Source organism: Nonomuraea sp. NPDC049129, assembly GCF_040648495.1.
GTDB lineage: Bacteria > Actinomycetota > Actinomycetes > Streptosporangiales > Streptosporangiaceae > Nonomuraea.
Genome location: NZ_JBEZDU010000009.1, coordinates 263,639 through 280,310, shown reverse-complemented (window position 1 = coordinate 280,310; position 16,672 = coordinate 263,639). Strand labels below are relative to the sequence as shown.

20 protein-coding genes are annotated in these 16,672 nt (G+C 71.3%); 14 read left to right on the top strand and 6 right to left on the bottom strand.

The window, feature by feature from the left end; all coding sequences use genetic code 11:
• Position 1 precedes the first annotated feature (1 nt).
• Positions 2-991 carry a non-homologous end-joining DNA ligase gene (ligD, locus tag AB0B64_RS29045; RefSeq protein ID WP_358181045.1) on the bottom strand — a complete coding sequence of 330 codons (990 nt, stop codon included), beginning with the start codon at positions 989-991 and terminating at the stop codon, positions 2-4.
• Positions 992-1,242: 251 nt separating this feature from the next.
• Here ligD and hisD point away from each other — a divergent pair, with 251 nt between their 5' ends.
• From hisD to hisF, 9 genes are read left to right on the top strand one after another with little or no spacing between them, the layout of a single operon-like run.
• Positions 1,243-2,565 carry a histidinol dehydrogenase gene (gene hisD / locus AB0B64_RS29040; RefSeq protein ID WP_358181042.1) on the top strand — a complete coding sequence of 441 codons (1,323 nt, stop codon included), beginning with the start codon at positions 1,243-1,245 and terminating at the stop codon, positions 2,563-2,565.
• An 8-nt stretch (positions 2,566-2,573) separates the two neighbouring features.
• Positions 2,574-3,659 carry a histidinol-phosphate transaminase gene (locus tag AB0B64_RS29035; RefSeq protein WP_358181039.1) on the top strand — a complete coding sequence of 362 codons (1,086 nt, stop codon included), beginning with the start codon at positions 2,574-2,576 and terminating at the stop codon, positions 3,657-3,659.
• Between the two features lie 59 nt (positions 3,660-3,718).
• The gene (gene hisB / locus AB0B64_RS29030) at positions 3,719-4,312 is read left to right on the top strand and encodes an imidazoleglycerol-phosphate dehydratase HisB (RefSeq protein WP_358181222.1); all 594 of its coding nucleotides are present in this window, start codon (positions 3,719-3,721) and stop codon (positions 4,310-4,312) included.
• On the top strand, positions 4,309-4,464 hold the full coding sequence (locus AB0B64_RS29025) for a hypothetical protein (protein ID WP_357945477.1): 156 nt from the start codon (positions 4,309-4,311) through the stop codon (positions 4,462-4,464). Before hisB ends, AB0B64_RS29025 begins: the two co-directional genes overlap by 4 nt.
• Complete coding sequence (hisH, locus tag AB0B64_RS29020) at positions 4,458-5,093, top strand: imidazole glycerol phosphate synthase subunit HisH (RefSeq protein ID WP_357945479.1); 636 nt, start codon at positions 4,458-4,460, stop codon at positions 5,091-5,093. The genes AB0B64_RS29025 and hisH overlap by 7 nt, the downstream gene beginning before the upstream one ends.
• The gene (locus tag AB0B64_RS29015; RefSeq protein WP_358181036.1) at positions 5,086-5,415 is read left to right on the top strand and encodes a hypothetical protein; all 330 of its coding nucleotides are present in this window, start codon (positions 5,086-5,088) and stop codon (positions 5,413-5,415) included. The genes hisH and AB0B64_RS29015 overlap by 8 nt, the downstream gene beginning before the upstream one ends.
• Complete coding sequence (gene priA, locus AB0B64_RS29010; protein WP_357945483.1) at positions 5,415-6,137, top strand: bifunctional 1-(5-phosphoribosyl)-5-((5-phosphoribosylamino)methylideneamino)imidazole-4-carboxamide isomerase/phosphoribosylanthranilate isomerase PriA; 723 nt, start codon at positions 5,415-5,417, stop codon at positions 6,135-6,137. Before AB0B64_RS29015 ends, priA begins: the two co-directional genes overlap by 1 nt.
• A gap of 28 nt (positions 6,138-6,165) precedes the next feature.
• Positions 6,166-6,561, top strand: a complete 396-nt coding sequence (locus AB0B64_RS29005; RefSeq protein WP_357639495.1) for a Rid family hydrolase — start codon at positions 6,166-6,168, stop codon at positions 6,559-6,561.
• Entirely contained in the window at positions 6,558-7,319 is a 762-nt protein-coding gene (gene hisF / locus AB0B64_RS29000) for an imidazole glycerol phosphate synthase subunit HisF (protein ID WP_357945485.1), read from the top strand. The genes AB0B64_RS29005 and hisF overlap by 4 nt, the downstream gene beginning before the upstream one ends.
• Before the next feature lie 17 nt (positions 7,320-7,336).
• On the opposite strand, the gene AB0B64_RS28995 is transcribed toward hisF, so the two are convergent.
• The 3 genes from AB0B64_RS28995 to AB0B64_RS28985 all read right to left on the bottom strand — a co-directional run bounded on the left by AB0B64_RS28995 (position 7,337) and on the right by AB0B64_RS28985 (position 9,721).
• The gene (locus AB0B64_RS28995) at positions 7,337-8,698 is read right to left on the bottom strand and encodes a glutamine synthetase family protein (protein ID WP_358181033.1); all 1,362 of its coding nucleotides are present in this window, start codon (positions 8,696-8,698) and stop codon (positions 7,337-7,339) included.
• Positions 8,699-8,759: 61 nt separating this feature from the next.
• The gene (locus tag AB0B64_RS28990) at positions 8,760-8,921 is read right to left on the bottom strand and encodes a hypothetical protein (RefSeq protein WP_214637633.1); all 162 of its coding nucleotides are present in this window, start codon (positions 8,919-8,921) and stop codon (positions 8,760-8,762) included.
• A 170-nt stretch (positions 8,922-9,091) separates the two neighbouring features.
• On the bottom strand, positions 9,092-9,721 hold the full coding sequence (locus AB0B64_RS28985; protein ID WP_358181030.1) for a TIGR03085 family metal-binding protein: 630 nt from the start codon (positions 9,719-9,721) through the stop codon (positions 9,092-9,094).
• Positions 9,722-9,835: 114 nt separating this feature from the next.
• Here AB0B64_RS28985 and AB0B64_RS28980 point away from each other — a divergent pair, with 114 nt between their 5' ends.
• Positions 9,836-11,617 carry an ABC transporter ATP-binding protein gene (locus AB0B64_RS28980; protein ID WP_358181219.1) on the top strand — a complete coding sequence of 594 codons (1,782 nt, stop codon included), beginning with the start codon at positions 9,836-9,838 and terminating at the stop codon, positions 11,615-11,617.
• A 46-nt stretch (positions 11,618-11,663) separates the two neighbouring features.
• A complete protein-coding gene (locus AB0B64_RS28975; RefSeq protein WP_358181027.1) occupies positions 11,664-13,448 on the top strand; it encodes an ABC transporter ATP-binding protein in 1,785 nt (594 codons plus the stop codon).
• Between the two features lie 41 nt (positions 13,449-13,489).
• Here the strand turns inward: AB0B64_RS28975 and AB0B64_RS28970 are convergent, their stop codons facing one another.
• Positions 13,490-13,879, bottom strand: a complete 390-nt coding sequence (locus tag AB0B64_RS28970) for an ATP-binding protein (RefSeq protein ID WP_357945497.1) — start codon at positions 13,877-13,879, stop codon at positions 13,490-13,492.
• Positions 13,872-14,699, bottom strand: coding sequence for an MEDS domain-containing protein (locus AB0B64_RS28965; RefSeq protein WP_358181024.1), 828 nt, complete (start codon positions 14,697-14,699; stop codon positions 13,872-13,874). The genes AB0B64_RS28970 and AB0B64_RS28965 overlap by 8 nt, the downstream gene beginning before the upstream one ends.
• A gap of 164 nt (positions 14,700-14,863) precedes the next feature.
• Here AB0B64_RS28965 and AB0B64_RS28960 point away from each other — a divergent pair, with 164 nt between their 5' ends.
• From AB0B64_RS28960 to AB0B64_RS28950, 3 genes are all read left to right on the top strand, one after another.
• On the top strand, positions 14,864-15,199 hold the full coding sequence (locus AB0B64_RS28960; protein WP_225291741.1) for an STAS domain-containing protein: 336 nt from the start codon (positions 14,864-14,866) through the stop codon (positions 15,197-15,199).
• A gap of 166 nt (positions 15,200-15,365) precedes the next feature.
• Complete coding sequence (hisI, locus tag AB0B64_RS28955; protein ID WP_358181022.1) at positions 15,366-15,716, top strand: phosphoribosyl-AMP cyclohydrolase; 351 nt, start codon at positions 15,366-15,368, stop codon at positions 15,714-15,716.
• 269 nt (positions 15,717-15,985) lie between these two features.
• Positions 15,986-16,600, top strand: a complete 615-nt coding sequence (locus AB0B64_RS28950) for a Trp biosynthesis-associated membrane protein (RefSeq protein ID WP_358181019.1) — start codon at positions 15,986-15,988, stop codon at positions 16,598-16,600.
• Positions 16,601-16,672: the final 72 nt, after the last annotated feature.

Sequence of the window (16,672 nt, the reverse complement as noted above, 5' to 3'; positions counted from 1 at the left end):
CTCAGCCGGCGGCCCAGTCGCCGGTGTCCAGGCGTATCTCGTCCGGTTCGCGGTCGGGGCGCAGGCCGCGCCACGAGGGGTGGCGCAGGCGGCCGTCGCCGGTCAGCTCGGCGTACCGGACCTCGCCCACCAGGCGCGGTTCGACCCAGTGCGCGTCGCGGGCGGGCTCGCGGGGGACCGGTGCGGCGAACGGTGACTCGGGCCGCTCCAGCGGGGTGAGGCGCTCGTACAGGTCGTCCAGCATCGCCTGGGTGAAGCCGGTGCCCACGTGGCCGACGAACCGCAGCCGCCCGTCCCGGTCGTGCGCGCCGAGCAGCAGGGAGCCGATCGTGCCCGCGCGCCGGCCCGCGCCGGCCTTCCAGCCGCCGATGATCACCTCGACGGCCGTGAGGTTTTTGACCTTCGTCCACTCGGCGCTGCGCCGGCCCGGCCGGTAGGGCGACGACAGGCGCTTGCACACCACGCCCTCCAGGCCGAGCCGGCGAGAGGACTCGAGCGCACCGTCCGCGTGGTCGTGGAACCACACCGGCACCTGCCAGCGGAAGCCGGGCGTCAGGACGTGCTCCAGGAGCTCACGGCGTTCGGTGTAGGGCCGGCCGATGGTGCTGCCGGAGCCGAGGTGCAGCAGGTCGAAGGCCATGAACGTCACCGGTACCGCCCTGGCCAGCTCGGCGACCTTGGCCGGGTGGCGCTGGTGCATGCGGGGTTGCAGCGCGCCGAAGCTGGGCCGTCCCGCGTCGTCGAAGGCCACGATCTCCCCGTCGACGACCGCCGGCCGCCCGCCGGTGGCGCCCGCCATCAGCTGCAGCTCGGGGTAGGCCGCGGTGACGTCCTTGCCGTTGCGCGACAGCAGGCGGACGCCGCCGTCCTCCAGGTAGACGAGGGCGCGTACGCCGTCCCATTTCATCTCGACGGCCCACTTGTCCCCGCGTACCGACGGCAGGGAGCCGAGCTGAGCCAGCATCGGCGCATAGACGGGCAGCCGCGCCATGACCCCTGGCATACCCCTGCGGCAAGATCGGCACCTGGGGGCGGGGGTCTGCAGATGGTCAAGCCGGGAGATGGCTGTCCGGGCCTTATGCCGCTGGCGTACTAGATTCGTAATATCAGGACAAATGCACCTAAAGCCGAGCATGGTGTGGCGCTCGGGAACTCCCAGAGCGGGGCATTCGGGACGACCCGCCCCCGTCCCGGATGCTGGACAGAACCGGATTCAGGGAGGGGACTCCGTAAACTGGGTGGGTGATTTCCCGTATTGACATGCGCGGTTCCCTCCCGGCGAACCTGCGCGACGTGCTGCCCCGCGCCGAGCTCGACGTCGAGGCCGCCCTGGAAAAGGTGCGGCCCATCTGCGACGAGGTCCGCCATCGCGGGGCGGCAGCCGTACGGGAGCTGACCGCCAAATTCGACGGTGTCGAGATCCAGCAGGCCCGAGTTCCCCAGGAGACGATCCAGGCGGCGCTGCGGGAGCTGCGGCCCGAGGTCGTGGCCGCGCTGGAGGAGGCGATCCGGCGCACCAGGCTGGTCCACCGCGACCAGCGCCGCGCCGACGTCACGACCCGCGTCGTGCCGGGCGGCACCGTGACCGAGCGGTGGGTGCCGGTCGACCGCGTGGGCCTCTACGTCCCCGGCGGGCGCGCCGTCTACCCGTCGAGCGTGGTCATGAACGTGGTCCCGGCCCAGGAGGCGGGCGTGGAGTCGCTCGCCGTGACGAGCCCGGCCCAGCGCGACCACGGCGGGCTGCCGCACCCCACGATCCTGGCGGCCTGCGCGCTGCTGGGCGTGGACGAGGTCTACGCCGTGGGCGGCGCCCAGGCGGTGGCGATGTTCGCCTACGGCACCGAGGAGTGCCCGGCCGCGAGCATGGTGACCGGGCCCGGCAACATCTGGGTGGCCGCCGCCAAGCGCCTGCTCAAGGGCCGCATCGGCATCGACTCCGAGGCGGGACCGACGGAGATCGCGATCCTGGCCGACGAGACGGCCGACCCGGTGCACGTGGCGTCCGACCTGATCAGCCAGGCCGAGCACGACGTGATCGCCGCGGCCGTGCTGGTCACCGACAGCGTCCGGCTGGCCGAGGCCGTGGAGAAGGAGCTGCCGGGCCAGGTCGGCGTCACCAAGCACGCCCAGCGCATCACCGAGGCGCTCGGCGGCCGGCAGTCCGGCATCGTGCTGGTCGACAGCATCGACGACGGCCTCAAGGTCGTCGACGCCTACGCCGCCGAGCACCTGGAGATCCAGACCGCCGACGCGGCGGCCGTCGCGGCGCGGGTCCGCAACGCGGGCGCGATCTTCGTAGGCCCCTACGCCCCGGTGTCCCTCGGCGACTACCTGGCCGGCTCCAACCACGTGCTGCCCACGGGCGGCTGCGCCTGCCACTCCAGCGGCCTGTCGGTGCAGTCGTTCCTGCGCGGCATCCACGTCGTCGACTACACGCGCGAGGCGCTGGCCGAGGCGGCCGGGCACGTGACGGTGCTGGCCGACGCCGAGGACCTCCCGGCGCACGGCGCCGCCATCCGCGCCCGCTTCGACTGGCAGGTCCCATCGCGAAACGAGGCCCAGTGAATCCCCGCGTGAATCTTGACGTGACGCTCGACGACCTGCCGATCCGCGACGACCTGCGGGGCCGCACGCCCTACGGCGCTCCGCAGATCGACGTGCCCGTCAGGCTCAACACCAACGAAAACCCCTACCCGCCCTCCCCGGCCCTGGTCGCCGACCTGGCGGAGGAGGTGCGCGCCAGCGCGGCCGAGCTCAACCGCTACCCCGACAGGGACGCCGAGGCGCTCCGCACCGACCTGGCCGGCTACCTGGGTCACGGGCTGACCAAGGACCAGGTGTGGGCGGCCAACGGCTCCAACGAGATCCTCCAGCAGATCCTGCAGGCGTTCGGCTCCTACGGGCGCACCGCGCTGGGCTTCGAGCCGTCCTACTCGATGCACCCGATCATCACCACCGGCACCAGCACGGAGTGGATCTCCGGGGCCCGTGAGGCCGACTTCTCGCTCGATCCGGACAAGGCAGTCGCCGCGGTCGAGGAGCACCGGCCCGACATCGTGTTCCTGACCTCGCCCAATAACCCGACCGGCACCGCGCTGCCGATGGAGACGATCAGCCGGGTGCTCGACGCGGCCAAGGGCATGGTCGTGGTCGACGAGGCCTACGCGGAGTTCGCCCGGGAAGGCACGCCCTCGGTGCTCACCCTGCTGCCCGCGCACCCGAGGCTGATCGTGACGCGGACCATGTCCAAGGCGTTCGCCATGGCGGGCACCCGTCTGGGCTATCTGGCCGCCCACCCTGCCGTGATCGACGCGCTGCTGCTGGTGCGGCTGCCCTACCACCTGTCAACGCTCACGCAGACGGCGGCCCGCGTGGCGCTGCGGCACCGCGCCGAGCTGCTCGCCACGGTCGACACGCTCCGGCAGGAGCGCGACGACATCGTGGCCTGGCTGCGCGGTAAGGGGTTGACCGTCGCCGACTCAGACGCCAACTTCGTGCTGTTCGGGCGTTTCACCGATCGGCGGAAGGTGTGGGAGGCCCTGCTGGCGAGCGGTGTGCTCATCCGCGAGGTGGGCCCGCCAGAATGGCTGCGGGTGTCGATCGGCACCGACGAGGAGATGGCGGCGTTCCGCGCCGCCCTGGAGGGAGTCCTGCTGTGAGCGAGCCAACCAACGGAAACGGCGCTTCTGCGGCTCACAGCCCCGACGAAGGTGGGCCGGTGGGCCGGGTCGGTCGCGTCGAGCGCGCGACGAAGGAGACCTCGGTCCTGGTCGAGGTGGGTCTCGACGGCACGGGCCGGGTCGACGTCTCGACCGGGGTCGGCTTCTTCGACCACATGCTGGCGCAGCTCGGCAAGCACGGGCTGTTCGACCTGACCGTCAAGACCGAGGGCGACCTGCACATCGACTCGCACCACACGATCGAGGACACGGCGCTCGCGCTGGGCTCCGCGTTCCGCGAGGCACTGGGCGACAAGTCGGGCATCAGGCGGTTCGGTAATGCGTCGTGCCCGCTGGACGAGTCGCTCGCCGAGGTGACCGTCGACCTGTCGGGCCGGCCCTACCTGGTGCACACCGAGCCCGAGGGCATGGCGCCGATGATCGGGCCCGACTACGACACGACGATGACGCGCCACGTCCTGGAGTCGTTCGTCGCCCAGGCGGCGATCTGCCTGCACGTACGCGTGCCCTATGGCCGCAACGCGCATCACATCGTCGAGGCCCAGTTCAAGGCGCTGGCCAGGGCGCTGCGCGAGGCGTCGGAGTTCGACCCGCGCGCCACGGGCGTGCCGAGCACCAAGGGCGTGCTGTGACCGACAACACGATCGCCATCGTCATGGTGTTCATCGGGCTGTTCCTCATCGGCGGCGTGTTCTCGCTGTTCAGGCAGGGACTCAAGCTCGGCGCCGCCGCCTGCGCGGTCGGCGCCGCGCTGGCGATCACCGCGGGGGTGATGTGGTGGTGAAGAACATCGTCGTGCTCGACTACGGGTCGGGCAACCTGCGTTCGGCCGAGCGGGCCCTGGCCCGGGTGGGCGCCAACGTGACCGTCACCTCCGACTTCACCGCCGCGCTCGAGTGCGACGGCCTGGTCGTGCCGGGCGTCGGCGCGTTCGAGGCGTGCATGACCGGCCTCAAGAGTGTGTACGGCGAGCGGATCATCGGCCGGCGCCTGGCCGGTGGCCGCCCGGTGCTCGGCATCTGCGTCGGCATGCAGATCCTGTTCGCCAGGGGCGTGGAGCACGGGGTCGAGACCGAGGGCTGCGGCGAGTGGCCGGGCACGGTCGAGCGGCTCGACGCTCCCGTCCTGCCGCACATGGGCTGGAACACCGTCAAGGCGCCCGCGGGCAGTGTGCTGTTCGACGGGATCGACGAGGCGACGCGCTTCTACTTCGTGCACTCCTACGGCGTGCGCGAGTGGGAGCTGCACCCGGGTGACGGCTTCGCCGAGCCGCTGGTCACCTGGGCGGAGCACGGCGTGCCGTTCGTGGCGGCCGTGGAGAACGGCCCGCTGATGGCCACCCAGTTCCACCCGGAGAAGTCCGGCGACGCCGGAGCCGCGCTGCTCTCCAACTGGCTCGGCACCCTTGAGTAAGGAGCGGGCGCGCCGCCGGGCCGAGCGTGAGGCGGAGCGGGCGCGCGCGATCCGGCTCAACGAGGCACGGCAGGCGCGGGCCGCCCGCCGCCGCGCCTTACTCGGCCGGCTGGTCCCGCGCCCGGTCCGGATCGCCCGCCAGGGCGGCCTGCTCGCCCGCCGCCGCCGAGGCCAGAACGCCGTGGTGGCCCTGCTGTTCGTGCTGGTCCAGGTGGTGGCGTGGCTGGTGTGGGGCGCGCCGCTCCTGAGCCTGGCCGTGTTGGTGTTTTCCCTGCTGCTGGCACCTGTTGTCATGACTCTCGCTTTCGACCGGAGGACCTGATGTCGCTCGTATTGCTCCCTGCCGTGGACGTCGCGGACGGTCAGGCCGTACGCCTCGTCCAGGGTGCGGCCGGGACCGAGACCGGCTACGGCGAGCCGCTCGCCGCGGCGCTGGCCTGGCAGGAGGCGGGCGCGGAGTGGATCCACCTGGTCGACCTCGACGCCGCCTTCGGCCGGGGTTCCAACCGGGAGCTGCTCACCGACCTGATCGGCCGGCTGGACGTGAACGTGGAGCTGTCGGGCGGCATCCGTGACGACGCCTCGCTGGCCGCGGCGCTGGCCACCGGTTGCCGCCGGGTCAACATCGGCACGGCCGCGCTGGAGAACCCCGAATGGTGCCGCCGTGTCATCGCCGAGCACGGAGACAAGATCGCCGTCGGGCTGGACGTACGCGGCACGACGCTGGCCGCCCGCGGCTGGACCGAGGAGGCCGGGGACCTGTGGGAGGTGCTCGAACGCCTGGAGGCGGACGGCTGCCCCCGCTACGTGGTCACCGACGTCACCAAGGACGGCACCCTGCGCGGACCCAACCTGGACCTGCTTCGCGCGGTCTGCGAGCGCACCGACAAGCCGGTGGTGGCCAGCGGCGGCGTCTCCTCTCTTGACGACCTGGTCGCGCTGGCTTCGCTGGTGCCCGACGGCGTGGAGGGTGCCATCGTGGGCAAGGCCCTTTACGCTCAAGCTTTCACGCTGGAGAGCGCGCTGATCGCGGTACGCGCTTAGTTCCTCGGGAGGGGGCGTGATGGGCAGCATGAGTATGGAAAGCACCGGACCAAGGGTGTTCTCCGGAGGCATCTGGGAAGAGAGATACGGCTACGCGAGGGCGGTGGTCGTCGGTGACCGGGTGATCGTGTCCGGGTGCACCGCCACCGTCGACGGCGAGGTACGTCACCACGGTGACGCCTACCTGCAGAGCAGAACGGCCATGGACATCGCCCTCGAAGCGGTCGCGATGGGCGGCCTGAGCAGGGAGGACGTCGTCATGGTCCGCTACTATGTGGTCGAGCACGGCCACTTCGACCAGGTCGGGCGGGCGATCGGCGAGGTGTTCGGGCGGGTGCGCCCCGCCTGCACCGGCGTCCGCGTCGCCGGGCTGGTCGATCCCCACATGCTGGTCGAGATCGAGATAGAGGCGCTTCGGGCATGACGGTAGCCGTACGGGTGATCCCGTGCCTGGACGTGGACGCGGGGCGCGTGGTCAAGGGCGTCAACTTCGCCAACCTGCGCGACGCGGGCGACCCGGTCGAACTGGCCAGGCGCTACGACGCCGAGGGGGCCGACGAGCTGACCTTCCTCGACATCACCGCCTCGTCGGGCGAGCGCGACACCATGCTCGACGTGGTGCGCAGGACCGCCGAGCAGGTGTTCATCCCGCTGACCGTGGGCGGCGGAATCCGCTCGGTCGACGACGTCAACACGCTGCTGCGCGCGGGAGCCGACAAGGTGTCCTTCAACACCGCCGCCATCGCCCGGCCCGAGCTGCTCACCGAGGCGTCGCGGCGCTTCGGCGCGCAGTGCGTGGTGCTGTCGGTCGACGCGCGGCGGGCGCCGGGCACCGAGAGCGGCTTCGAGGTGACCACGCACGGCGGGCGCCGCGGCACCGGCATCGACGCGGTCGAGTGGGCCGCGCGCGGTGAAGAGCTCGGCGTCGGCGAGATCCTGCTCAACTCGATGGACGGCGACGGCACGCTCGACGGTTACGACCTCGAGCTGCTGCACGCGGTCAGGGCCGCGGTCCGGGTGCCGGTGATCGCCAGCGGCGGCGCCGGGCGGCTGGAGGACTTCCCTCCGGCGGTCGCGGCCGGCGCCGACGCGGTGCTGGCGGCGAGCGTGTTCCACTTCGGGACGTTGAAGATCTCCGAGGTCAAGGACACGCTCCGGATGGCCGGCCACCCGGTCCGCTAGAACCTGCGGACGGTCGGCTAGAACACCCGCATGTGGTGGAACAGCTCATAGGAGGCGTCCTTGGCCGCGAACGCGGCGGCCTCGGACCGCTTCACGGCCAGATACGCGCTACGCCGTAGCGGGCCGAGCGCCTCCATGAGCACCTCGTCCGCCTCCAGGGCGTCGAGCGCCTCCTCCAGTGAGGCGGGCAGGCGCGGGTAGCGGCCGGGCCGCGTGTCGGGGTCGACGTCGACCGCCTCGCCGGGGTCCAGCTTGCGCCGGATCCCGTCGAGCCCGGCGTGGATGACCGCGCCGAGCGACAGGTACGGGTTGGCCGAGGAGTCGGACGGCTTGAGCTCCAGGTTCGGCTCGCCGCTCTCGCCGAGCGGCGAGCAGACCCGGATCGCGGCCTCCCGGTTGTCGGGGCCGTAGACGGCGTAGGCGCTGGCCCACGTGCGCGGCGCCAGCCGCCGGAAGCCGTTGACGCTGCCGCAGGTCAGCGCGGTCAGGGCGGGCAGGTGGGCGATCAGGCCGCCGATGAAGCCCGCCCGCAGCTCGCCGTCGTCGGCGAAGACGTTCTGGGTGTCGTTCCACAGGGACAGGTGCAGGTGGGCCCCGTTGCCCGCCTGGTCGGCCAGCGGCTTGGGGGCCAGTGACGCCCACATCGACATGCGCATCGCGACCCCGCGCACGGTCTCGCGGTAGAGGACGTGGTTGTCGGCGGCCCGCAGGGCGGGCGCGTGGCGTACGGACAGCTCCTGCTGGCCCGGCCCGAGCTCGGGGTGGTAGTGCTCGACGTGCAGGCCCTGCGTCTCCAGGGCGCGGATCAGCTTGATCGTGTAGTCGTGGGCGGTGTCGAAGCCGGTGGCGGCGTAGCAGAGCGTGTCGTCGAGCGGCACCAGCCGGTCGAAGCCGCCCGTAGGGTCGGGCAACCGCCGGCCGAGCGTGAACTCCGGCTCGAAGGCGGCCAGCAGGGTGTAGCCCTCGTCCGCCAGCGCGCCGACCGCGTCCTTGAGGAAGGTGCGTGCGCAGGCCGCCCAAGGTGAGCCGTCCGGCTCGCGGAGATCTGAGAGCATCGCCGCGGCGCCGGGGGCGTGGGGGAGCGGGACGAAGGTAGAGGGATCGGGGACGATGCGCACCTCGCCCACCGGACCCAGGTGCTCGACCTCCTGCAACTGGTCGAGCATGTTCATCGCCATCATCGCCACCGTGTGCCCGATCCCGGTGTTGAGCCGCTCGGCGAGTCGCGACCGGGATGCCGCTTTCCCACGGATGACGCCTCCGTGGTCGGCGTACAGGAAGCGGACCAGCTCGATCCCCTCGATCTCGGCGCGTTCGAGGACGCGCCGGGCGTGGGGATCAGGCTGATTGAGTTTGGTGACGCTCGGACGATCTCTCATTCTGCCTGCGTAACACGATCTGGCATCGTGGGGAAGCGTCTAGCGCAGACAGAACCACACCTCAGGTCAGCACATTGGTAAAGAAGACAGCCAACTGGTTGGCGCCATGAACGATCCCGTCGAACACGCCGTTAACCGCGGATGCGGCCTGGGCCGGCCGGGTGAACAGGTAGAAAATCACGAACGCCACTAGAACGTACGTGACCACCTTCTTGACCTGCATGGGGGCCTCCTGCAGTCCATTCCCAGCCGTATATACCCGGATCTGGGCGATCCTTGGCATCTTCTGTGAAGACGTTCCTTGATCCTAACCGGGGGGCTTGTTTCTCACGCCATGGTAAGGCCAAGAGGTATCGCCGAGGCCCCTACGGAACCCCGGAAGTTGGTGCGCCATCACATGCCCAGCTTGGCGTTCTTGAGCCGGGCGACGGCGTCGGCATCGCCCGCCAGTTCGACCCTGGCGTGCTCCTGACGCCCGAAGCAGAACAGCAGCAGCTCGCCCGCCCGGCCCGTCACCTCCACCTTCGGGCCCTGCTGCGCGCCGCCCAGCGTCACGCCGCCGCCCAGGCGGTGCAGCACCACGCCCACGGGTGATCGGCGCAGCATCAGCCGTCCGCCGCCGGCCACCCGCTTCCACATGATCTGCTCCAGATCGGCGGGCAGCTCGCGCGGCTCCCACTCCGGCTGCGCGCGGCGCACGTCCTCGTGGTGGACGAAGAACTCCAGGGTGTTGACGGCGTTGTCGAGGAAGGGGAGCACGCCGTACACGCCGCCCGGCTTGCGGACCAGGTCGACCAGCTCGGGGTAGGAGTGCTTGGCCTTCAGCCCCTCCTGCACCGAGGCCGTGTAGCCGGCCAGCGGTTTGAGGGCGATGCCGCCCATGGCGTCGGGCCGGCGCTCGCGCAGGACCAGGTGGGCGGCCATGTCATAGGTGTTCCAGCCCGTGCAGAGCGTCGGCGCGTCCGGGCCGAGCTGGTCGAGCAGGTCGCACAGCGCGGCGCGTTCGCTACGAGCGTGAGTCACCCGGCCAACCCTACCCGCGGGAATAACGTGTTGATCGCCAGTGATAGTGACATATGTAGAAATGGGCGGGGAAAGGAAAATTTGCGAGTGGCGACCAAGGTCACCTCGGCTGTCATGCGTCAAGGGCTGCGCGTCCTTGGGGTGGCCGTCCGTACGGAGAAGGCGGTGTTCGCCGCGGCCGTCCTGGCCAGCGCGCTCTACGGTGGCATGACCGTGGCGTCCGCCTGGGCGCTCGGCTGGGCCACCCAGAACGTCGTACTCCCCGCCTTCGACAAGGGCGACACCGCCGCGGGCGCGCTCTGGACCGGCGTGCTGCTCATCATGGGCGCGGCGCTGCTCAAATCCATCGGCGTGGCGGGCCGCCGCATCCTGGCCGGGCTGATGCAGTACCGCATGCAGGCCCGTTCGCGGCGCGCGGTCACCAGGCAGTACCTGCGGCTGCCCCTGTCGTGGCACCACCAGCACCCGACCGGGCAGCTGCTGTCCAACGCCAGCGCCGACGCCGAGGCGGCCTGGGCGCCGCTCGCGCCGCTGCCCATGGCCGTCGGCGTGATCGTCATGCTGTTCACCGCGGCGATCGGGATGCTGCTCACCGACCCCGTGCTCGCGCTGGTGGGCTTCCTGATCTTCCCGGCCATCGCCGTACTGAACCTGATCTACCAGCGCCGCCTGAGTCCGCTGGCCACCCGCGCGCAGCAGTTGCGCGCGGAGGTCAGCGAGATCGCGCACGAGAGCTTCGACGGCGCGCTGGTCGTCAAGACGCTCGGCAGGGAGGCGATGGAGACCGAGCGCTTCCGGCGGCGCGCGCACGAGCTGCGTGACGCGAACATCGCCGTCGGGCGGGTGCGCGGACTGTTCGACCCCCTGCTGGAGGCCCTGCCCACGCTCGGCGTGCTCGCGGTGCTCGGCGTCGGCGCGCTGCGGCTGTCCACCAACTCGATCGACTCCGGCGAACTGGTGCAGGTCGCCTACCTGTTCACGCTGCTGTCCTTCCCCATCCGGGCGCTCGGCTGGGTGCTGGCCGAGCTGCCGCGCAGCGTCGTCGGCTGGGAGAGGGTGCAGGCCGTACTGGAGGCCGAGGGGTCCATGGAGTACGGCGAGGTCGCGCTCAGCGAGGCCCGGCCCGCCAAGCTGGAGGTCTCGGACGTCTCCTACGCCTACGGCGCCGACGAGGTGCTGCACGACGTCACCTTCGACGTGCCGGCCGGCGGCACCGTCGCGCTGGTGGGGCCGACCGGGTCCGGCAAGTCGACGCTGGTGCAACTGCTCGTACGGCTGGTCGACCCGGCTTCCGGACAGGTGCTGCTCGACGGCGTCGACGTGCGCCGGCTCGCCTACGGCGGGCTGGCCGAATCCGTCGCGCTGGTGCCGCAGCAGACGTTCCTGTTCGACGACACCGTGCGCGGCAACATCGCGCTCGGGCTGGACACCGACGACGCGGACGTGTGGGCGGCGCTGCGCGTGGCCCAGGCCGACGGGTTCGTCGCCAAGCTCGCTTCGGGACTCGACACCCGCGTCGGCGAACGCGGCACGTCGCTGTCCGGCGGCCAGCGCCAGCGCCTCGCGCTGGCCCGCGCGGTCGTCCGCCGCCCGCGCCTGCTCATCCTCGACGACGCCACCTCCAGCGTCGATCCGCAGGTCGAGGCCAAGATCCTGTACGGCCTGCGCGACGCGGCGTCGAGCGTCGTGGTCGTGGCCTACCGGATGGCCACGATCGCGCTGGCCGACGAGATCGTCTACCTGGACCGGGGGCGGGTCGTCGACCGGGGCGGCCACGAGGAGCTGCTGGAGCGCTGCGAGGGCTACCGGAACCTGGTGACCGCCTACGAGCGGGAGGAGGCCGAACGGGCGGCCATCGAGATTGAGCCCATCGAGGAAGAAGAGGTCAGCGCATGAGCGTCGGGCAGGGGATCCCCGGCAACACCGGGCGGGAAGTCAGCGCATGAGCGTGGAACAGGGCATCCGCGGCAACGCCGAGCGGTCGGCGCTGGCCACGATCCGCCAGGGGTTCTCGCTCACGCCGGAGTTCCGCAGCGGCCTGGCCGGGACGCTGGCGCTGGCCGTCATCGCCACCGGCGGCAAGATCATCGTGCCGATCGCGGTGCAGCAGACCATCGACACCGGCCTCAAGGGCGGCACCCCCGACCTGCCGTACATCTGGCGGGCCGTCGCCCTGTGCGCCGCCGCCGTGATCCTGACCGCCCTCGCCGGATATGTCATGAACGTTCGCCTCTACAAGGCGACCGAGTCCTCACTGGCCACCCTGCGGGTCCGCGGCTTCCGCCACGTGCACGACCTGTCCGTCCTCACCCAGAACACCGAGCGCCGCGGCGCCCTCGTCTCCCGCGTCACCAACGACATCGACCAGATCAGCACGTTCATGCAATGGGGCGGGCTGATGATCATCGTGGCGTTCGGCCAGGTGCTCGTGGCCAGCGTGCTGATGTTCATCTACTCCTGGCAGCTCACACTGCTGGTCTGGGCCTGCTTCATCCCGCTGGTGATCGCGCTGCCGCGCTTCCAGCGCTGGCTGTCCGGCGCCTACACCACCGTCCGCGAGCGGACCGGCGACATGCTCGCCGCCGTCAGCGAGTCCGTCGTCGGCGCCGCGGTCATCAGGGCGTACGCCTCCGAGCGGCGCACCGCCGACCGCATCGACACCGCCGTCGACGCCAACAGGTCCGCGCAGATCAAGGCGCAGACGATCGTCGGGTTCGTCTTCCCGCTGACCGAGATCGTGGCCGCGGTGGCCATCTCCGGGATCGTCCTGCTCGGGGTGCGGCTCGGGCTGTCGGGCGAGATCACGGCCGGGCGACTGGTGGCGTTCCTGTTCCTGGTCACGTTGTTCGTCTCGCCCCTGCAGACGGCCACCGAGGTGCTGAACGAGGCCCAGAACGCGGTCGCCGGCTGGCGGCGCATCCTCGGCGTCCTCGACACCCCGCCGGACGTGGCCGACCCCGGCGACTCCGGCGTGGACCTGCCGCGCGGCCCGATCTCCGTCGCCTTCGAGGACGTGCACTTCAACTACCCCGGCGGCGTCCCCGTACTGCGCGAGGTCACGCTGTCCATCCCGCCGCGCTCGCGCATCGCGATCGTGGGCGAGACCGGCTCCGGCAAGACCACGTTCGCCAAACTGCTCACCCGGCTCATGGACCCGGTCGCGGGCCGCGTCACCGTCGACGGCCACGACCTGCGCGACGTGCGCTTCTCCTCGCTGCGCGAGCGCATCGTGATGGTGCCGCAGGACGGCTTCCTGTTCGACGGCACCCTGGAGCAGAACGTCCGCTACGGCAAGCCCGCCGCCACGCGCGAGGAGATCCTGCTGGCCTTGACCGAGCTCGGCCTGGCCGACTGGCTGGAGGGCCTGCCCGCCGGCCTCGACACCCCGGTGGGCCAGCGCGGCGAGTCGCTCTCGGCGGGCGAACGCCAGCTCGTCGCGCTCGCCCGCGCCTACCTGGCCGACCCCGACCTGCTGCTGCTCGACGAGGCCACTTCGGCGGTCGACCCGGCGACGGAGGTACGACTGGCGCGGGCGCTCGAAGGCGTCACCAGGGGGCGGACGGCCATCTCGATCGCGCACCGGCTGTCGACGGCCGAGAACGCGAACGAGGTGCTCGTCTTCGACGTGGGGCGGCTGGTGCAGCGGGGGCCGCACGCCGAGCTGGTGACCGAGCCGGGCGTCTACGCCGACCTGCACGCCTCCTGGGTGTCGGCCGCCCACTCGTAGCGTGTTGTTCTTTTGGTGCGATTCTTTTGGTGCGATCGGGCTCATTCCCGGGCGGCGGCGAAGCGTACGCTGGTGCCGCCCGGGCCGGAGACGACCGTGACCTGGTCGCACAGCAGCCTGGTCAGCCACAACCCGCGCCCGCGCGGCTCGTACCCCGGCGGAGTGTGAGAGGCGCCCGTCCAGCCGGGCGGCAGGCCCGGCCCCTCATCGGTCACCTCGCACCAGAGCCGGTCGTCGTGCCACCACAGCCGTAGCCGTCCGCTGCCGCCGCCGTGCAGCACGGCGTTCGTGGTGATCTCGTTGACCGCCAGCACGAAGTCCTCCAGCCTCTTGCCCGCCAGACCCTCCCCGGCCGCGCGCTCGGTGACCAATCTGCGCAGGGCAGTGATCCGCCCTTGCGCGAACCCCGTACAGAGGACCTGTCTACCCATCGACGGCCCGGCGGACGGCGATGACCTCGTCGGCCCTGATCAGCCGCAGCACGCGCGCGACCGTCCCGCGGCACACCACCACCGTGCGATGGTGGTGGGCGGCGGCGCGTGCCAGCGCTGTCAGAGCGAGCAACTGGGCCGACCCGGCGTCGATGAAGTCGAGCCCCGTCGCGTCGATGACCACCTCGGCCGCCACCGCCTCCAACTGGGTCAGTACCGAGGCGAACGCCAGCCGGTTGGTGATGTCGATGTCACCCGACAGCAGCAGCCCCGGCTGCGGGCGCATGTTGACGAACCGCAGCAGCGCCTGCCCCGGCGCGATCGGATGGATTGCCGCCGCCCGGTTGACGGCCGCGGCCGAGTAGAGTCCGCGATCGTACTGGCACACGGCCGCCAGCCACCGCTCACCGAACAGCGCGTTGACCGCCGCCTCGAACCCCTCCCGCCCCGCCGCGTCCCGCACCCCCCACGCCGCGTCGACCAGCGCGTAGACTCCGCGATGCCCCTGCTCCCTGGCCTGCTCGCCGGCCGCGACCAGCACGCCCAGCAGCCACGCGGGCCCGTCCGCGCCCGCGCACGCCGTGATCTCGACCCGCCCCGCCGCCTCCGCCGCGGCCAGCCCCGGCACGAGCGGCGCCAGCCACTCCCGCGTCCGCTCCGGCGTGTCGGTGTGGGTGATGATCACCACTTTGGTCCGGCGGCGCAGCCCGTTCGCCGTGAACGCCCTGGTCGCGGCCATCCGCTCCCGATCACCCTGGAACGGCAGGCAGACGTGATCGCCCAGGTCGGGATCGAGGACGGAACCCGCGACGTCCACCACGAGCGTCCCTCCCCCTGCCGTGCGTCTGCCGGGCGTCGCACAGAAAATACTCCGCCGCGCATCATTACGTAATGCGTTCTTCGCAAAACCCTCGGTAACGTGGCGCGTCCCGGTGTACCTTTTCCGCGGGGGCCGCTAGTGGCGGAGTCATGAGGAGCATGGGCGTGGATGTGCTGGAGATGACGCGGCGCCGACATGGCGAGCTCGTGGTCGTCAGCCTCGCGGGCGAGGTCGACGCGGACAACGTGTCAAAGGTCCGCAAATGTTTCGACGAGGCGGTCGCGACACACGGGCCGCGCCTGGTCGTCGACCTGAGCAACCTGACCTTCATCGACACATCGGGCTTGGGGGTGCTGGTTCGCCAGCTTGCCGCTCTGCGGGATCGCGACGGCACCATGGCGCTGATCGCCACGGACGGCCAGGTCCTGAGGCGCCTGCGCCGGACCAACATCGCACCACTGTTCCCGATCTACGAGACGCTGTCACAGGCACTCGACTAGATCCTCGGGGGCGGTGCCCCGGACCGTCACAGGGATTTCAGGGCGGTCGTGTGACGAACCGCCCGGGTCGCCGCACCAGTGATCGGCGGCCTGGCCAGAGTGCCGGAACTGCGGCTGTGCCACCGTCGATTCGGGGAGCGGCCGCTCCGGCTGGTTGAATGACGACATGTCCCTTGACCCCAAGATCGCCGCGCGACTCAAGCGCAACGGCGACGGGCTGGTGCCCGCGATCGTCCAGCAGTACGACTCGGGCGAAGTGCTGATGCTCGCCTGGATGGACGACGAGGCGCTGCATCGCACCCTCACCACCGGCCGGGCCACCTACTGGTCGCGCAGCCGGGGGGCCTACTGGGTGAAGGGGGATACGTCGGGGCACGTGCAGCACGTCAAGGCGGTGTCGCTCGACTGCGACGGTGACACGGTGCTGCTCAAGGTGAACCAGGTGGGAGCGGCCTGCCACACGGGCGACCACACCTGCTTCGACGCCGACACGCTCGAGGTGACGATCACACCATGACGGCCACCGGACCTGACCCGGACACTGGATCCGAGTCGGTAACCGGATCCGGGTCGGTCACCGGACCTGAACCGGGCGTTGGACCCGGGCCGGTCACTCGCCCCGAGTCGGACGCCCGGCCCGAGTCAGACGCCGCGCCTCGATCAGGCGGTCCGGAATCCGGGTCTCGGTCGGGCGCCATGTCCCGGTCGGATGGCCGGGAGCCCGAGACTCGGTCGGAGGTCGCGTCTGGGACAGGCGGGGCGGCGGCGGGGTCTCAGACGGGTGACGTGTCCGAAGCCGGGGAGCAGAGCAGGGCCGGGGAGCAGGGCGAGTCTCCGGCTGAGGTCGCGGCTCGGCGGGGGCGGCGGGAGTTGACCGCTTGGCTGGTGGTGACGGCGGTCGGCTGTGTGCTGGTGCTGGTCGCCGCGGGTCGGGCGTGGGTGACGAACGTGCGCGGCGCCGGCACAGGGGCTTTGGCCGTGCCGAGCGGTGGTGACCTCAGTCCGGTTCTGACGCCCCTGGCGCTGGCCGGGCTGGCCGGGGTGGTGGCCGTGCTGGCCACCAAGGGAGCCGGTCGCCGGGTCATCGGAGTGCTGCTGGCCTTGTGCGGTGTGGGCGCCGGGCTCGGCGCGTGGCAGGCGGCCGGCGGGAGCGGCGTGCTGAGCTGGCTGCGCGAGCGGAACGTCATGCGCGCGACCGGCGCGATCCAGTGGGACGTGGTGCCGCTCTGGCCCGTGGTGTGCGGCCTCGGGGCGGTGTTGATGGTCGCGGGCGGCGTTGCGGCCGTCGTACGAGGTGGCGCTTGGGGCGGAATGTCCGCCAAGTACACCCGCGAGCGTCCCGAGACCACCGGCGACCGCTCCATGTGGGACGCCCTGGACCGCGGCGACGACCCGACCTAGCCGCGCGCGACCCCTCCCCGTCGCGGGCTCATCACAAAAAGTCCACGGTCTGAACCGTTGCCAGACCGGCGC

What these genes read in the sequence shown, in the direction of transcription:
- hisI (WP_358181022.1), top strand. Translation starts at nt 15,366, where the DNA reads ATGTCCCTTGACCCCAAGATCGCCGCGCGACTCAAGCGCAACGGCGAC.
- AB0B64_RS28995 (WP_358181033.1), bottom strand. Translation starts at nt 8,698, where the DNA reads ATGAGAGATCGTCCGAGCGTCACCAAACTCAATCAGCCTGATCCCCAC.
- AB0B64_RS28980 (WP_358181219.1), top strand. Translation starts at nt 9,836, where the DNA reads ATGCGTCAAGGGCTGCGCGTCCTTGGGGTGGCCGTCCGTACGGAGAAG.
- priA (WP_357945483.1), top strand. Translation starts at nt 5,415, where the DNA reads ATGTCGCTCGTATTGCTCCCTGCCGTGGACGTCGCGGACGGTCAGGCC.
- AB0B64_RS29005 (WP_357639495.1), top strand. Translation starts at nt 6,166, where the DNA reads ATGAGTATGGAAAGCACCGGACCAAGGGTGTTCTCCGGAGGCATCTGG.
- AB0B64_RS28975 (WP_358181027.1), top strand. Translation starts at nt 11,664, where the DNA reads ATGAGCGTGGAACAGGGCATCCGCGGCAACGCCGAGCGGTCGGCGCTG.
- hisF (WP_357945485.1), top strand. Translation starts at nt 6,558, where the DNA reads ATGACGGTAGCCGTACGGGTGATCCCGTGCCTGGACGTGGACGCGGGG.
- AB0B64_RS28990 (WP_214637633.1), bottom strand. Translation starts at nt 8,921, where the DNA reads ATGCAGGTCAAGAAGGTGGTCACGTACGTTCTAGTGGCGTTCGTGATT.
- AB0B64_RS28970 (WP_357945497.1), bottom strand. Translation starts at nt 13,879, where the DNA reads ATGGGTAGACAGGTCCTCTGTACGGGGTTCGCGCAAGGGCGGATCACT.
- ligD (WP_358181045.1), bottom strand. Translation starts at nt 991, where the DNA reads ATGGCGCGGCTGCCCGTCTATGCGCCGATGCTGGCTCAGCTCGGCTCC.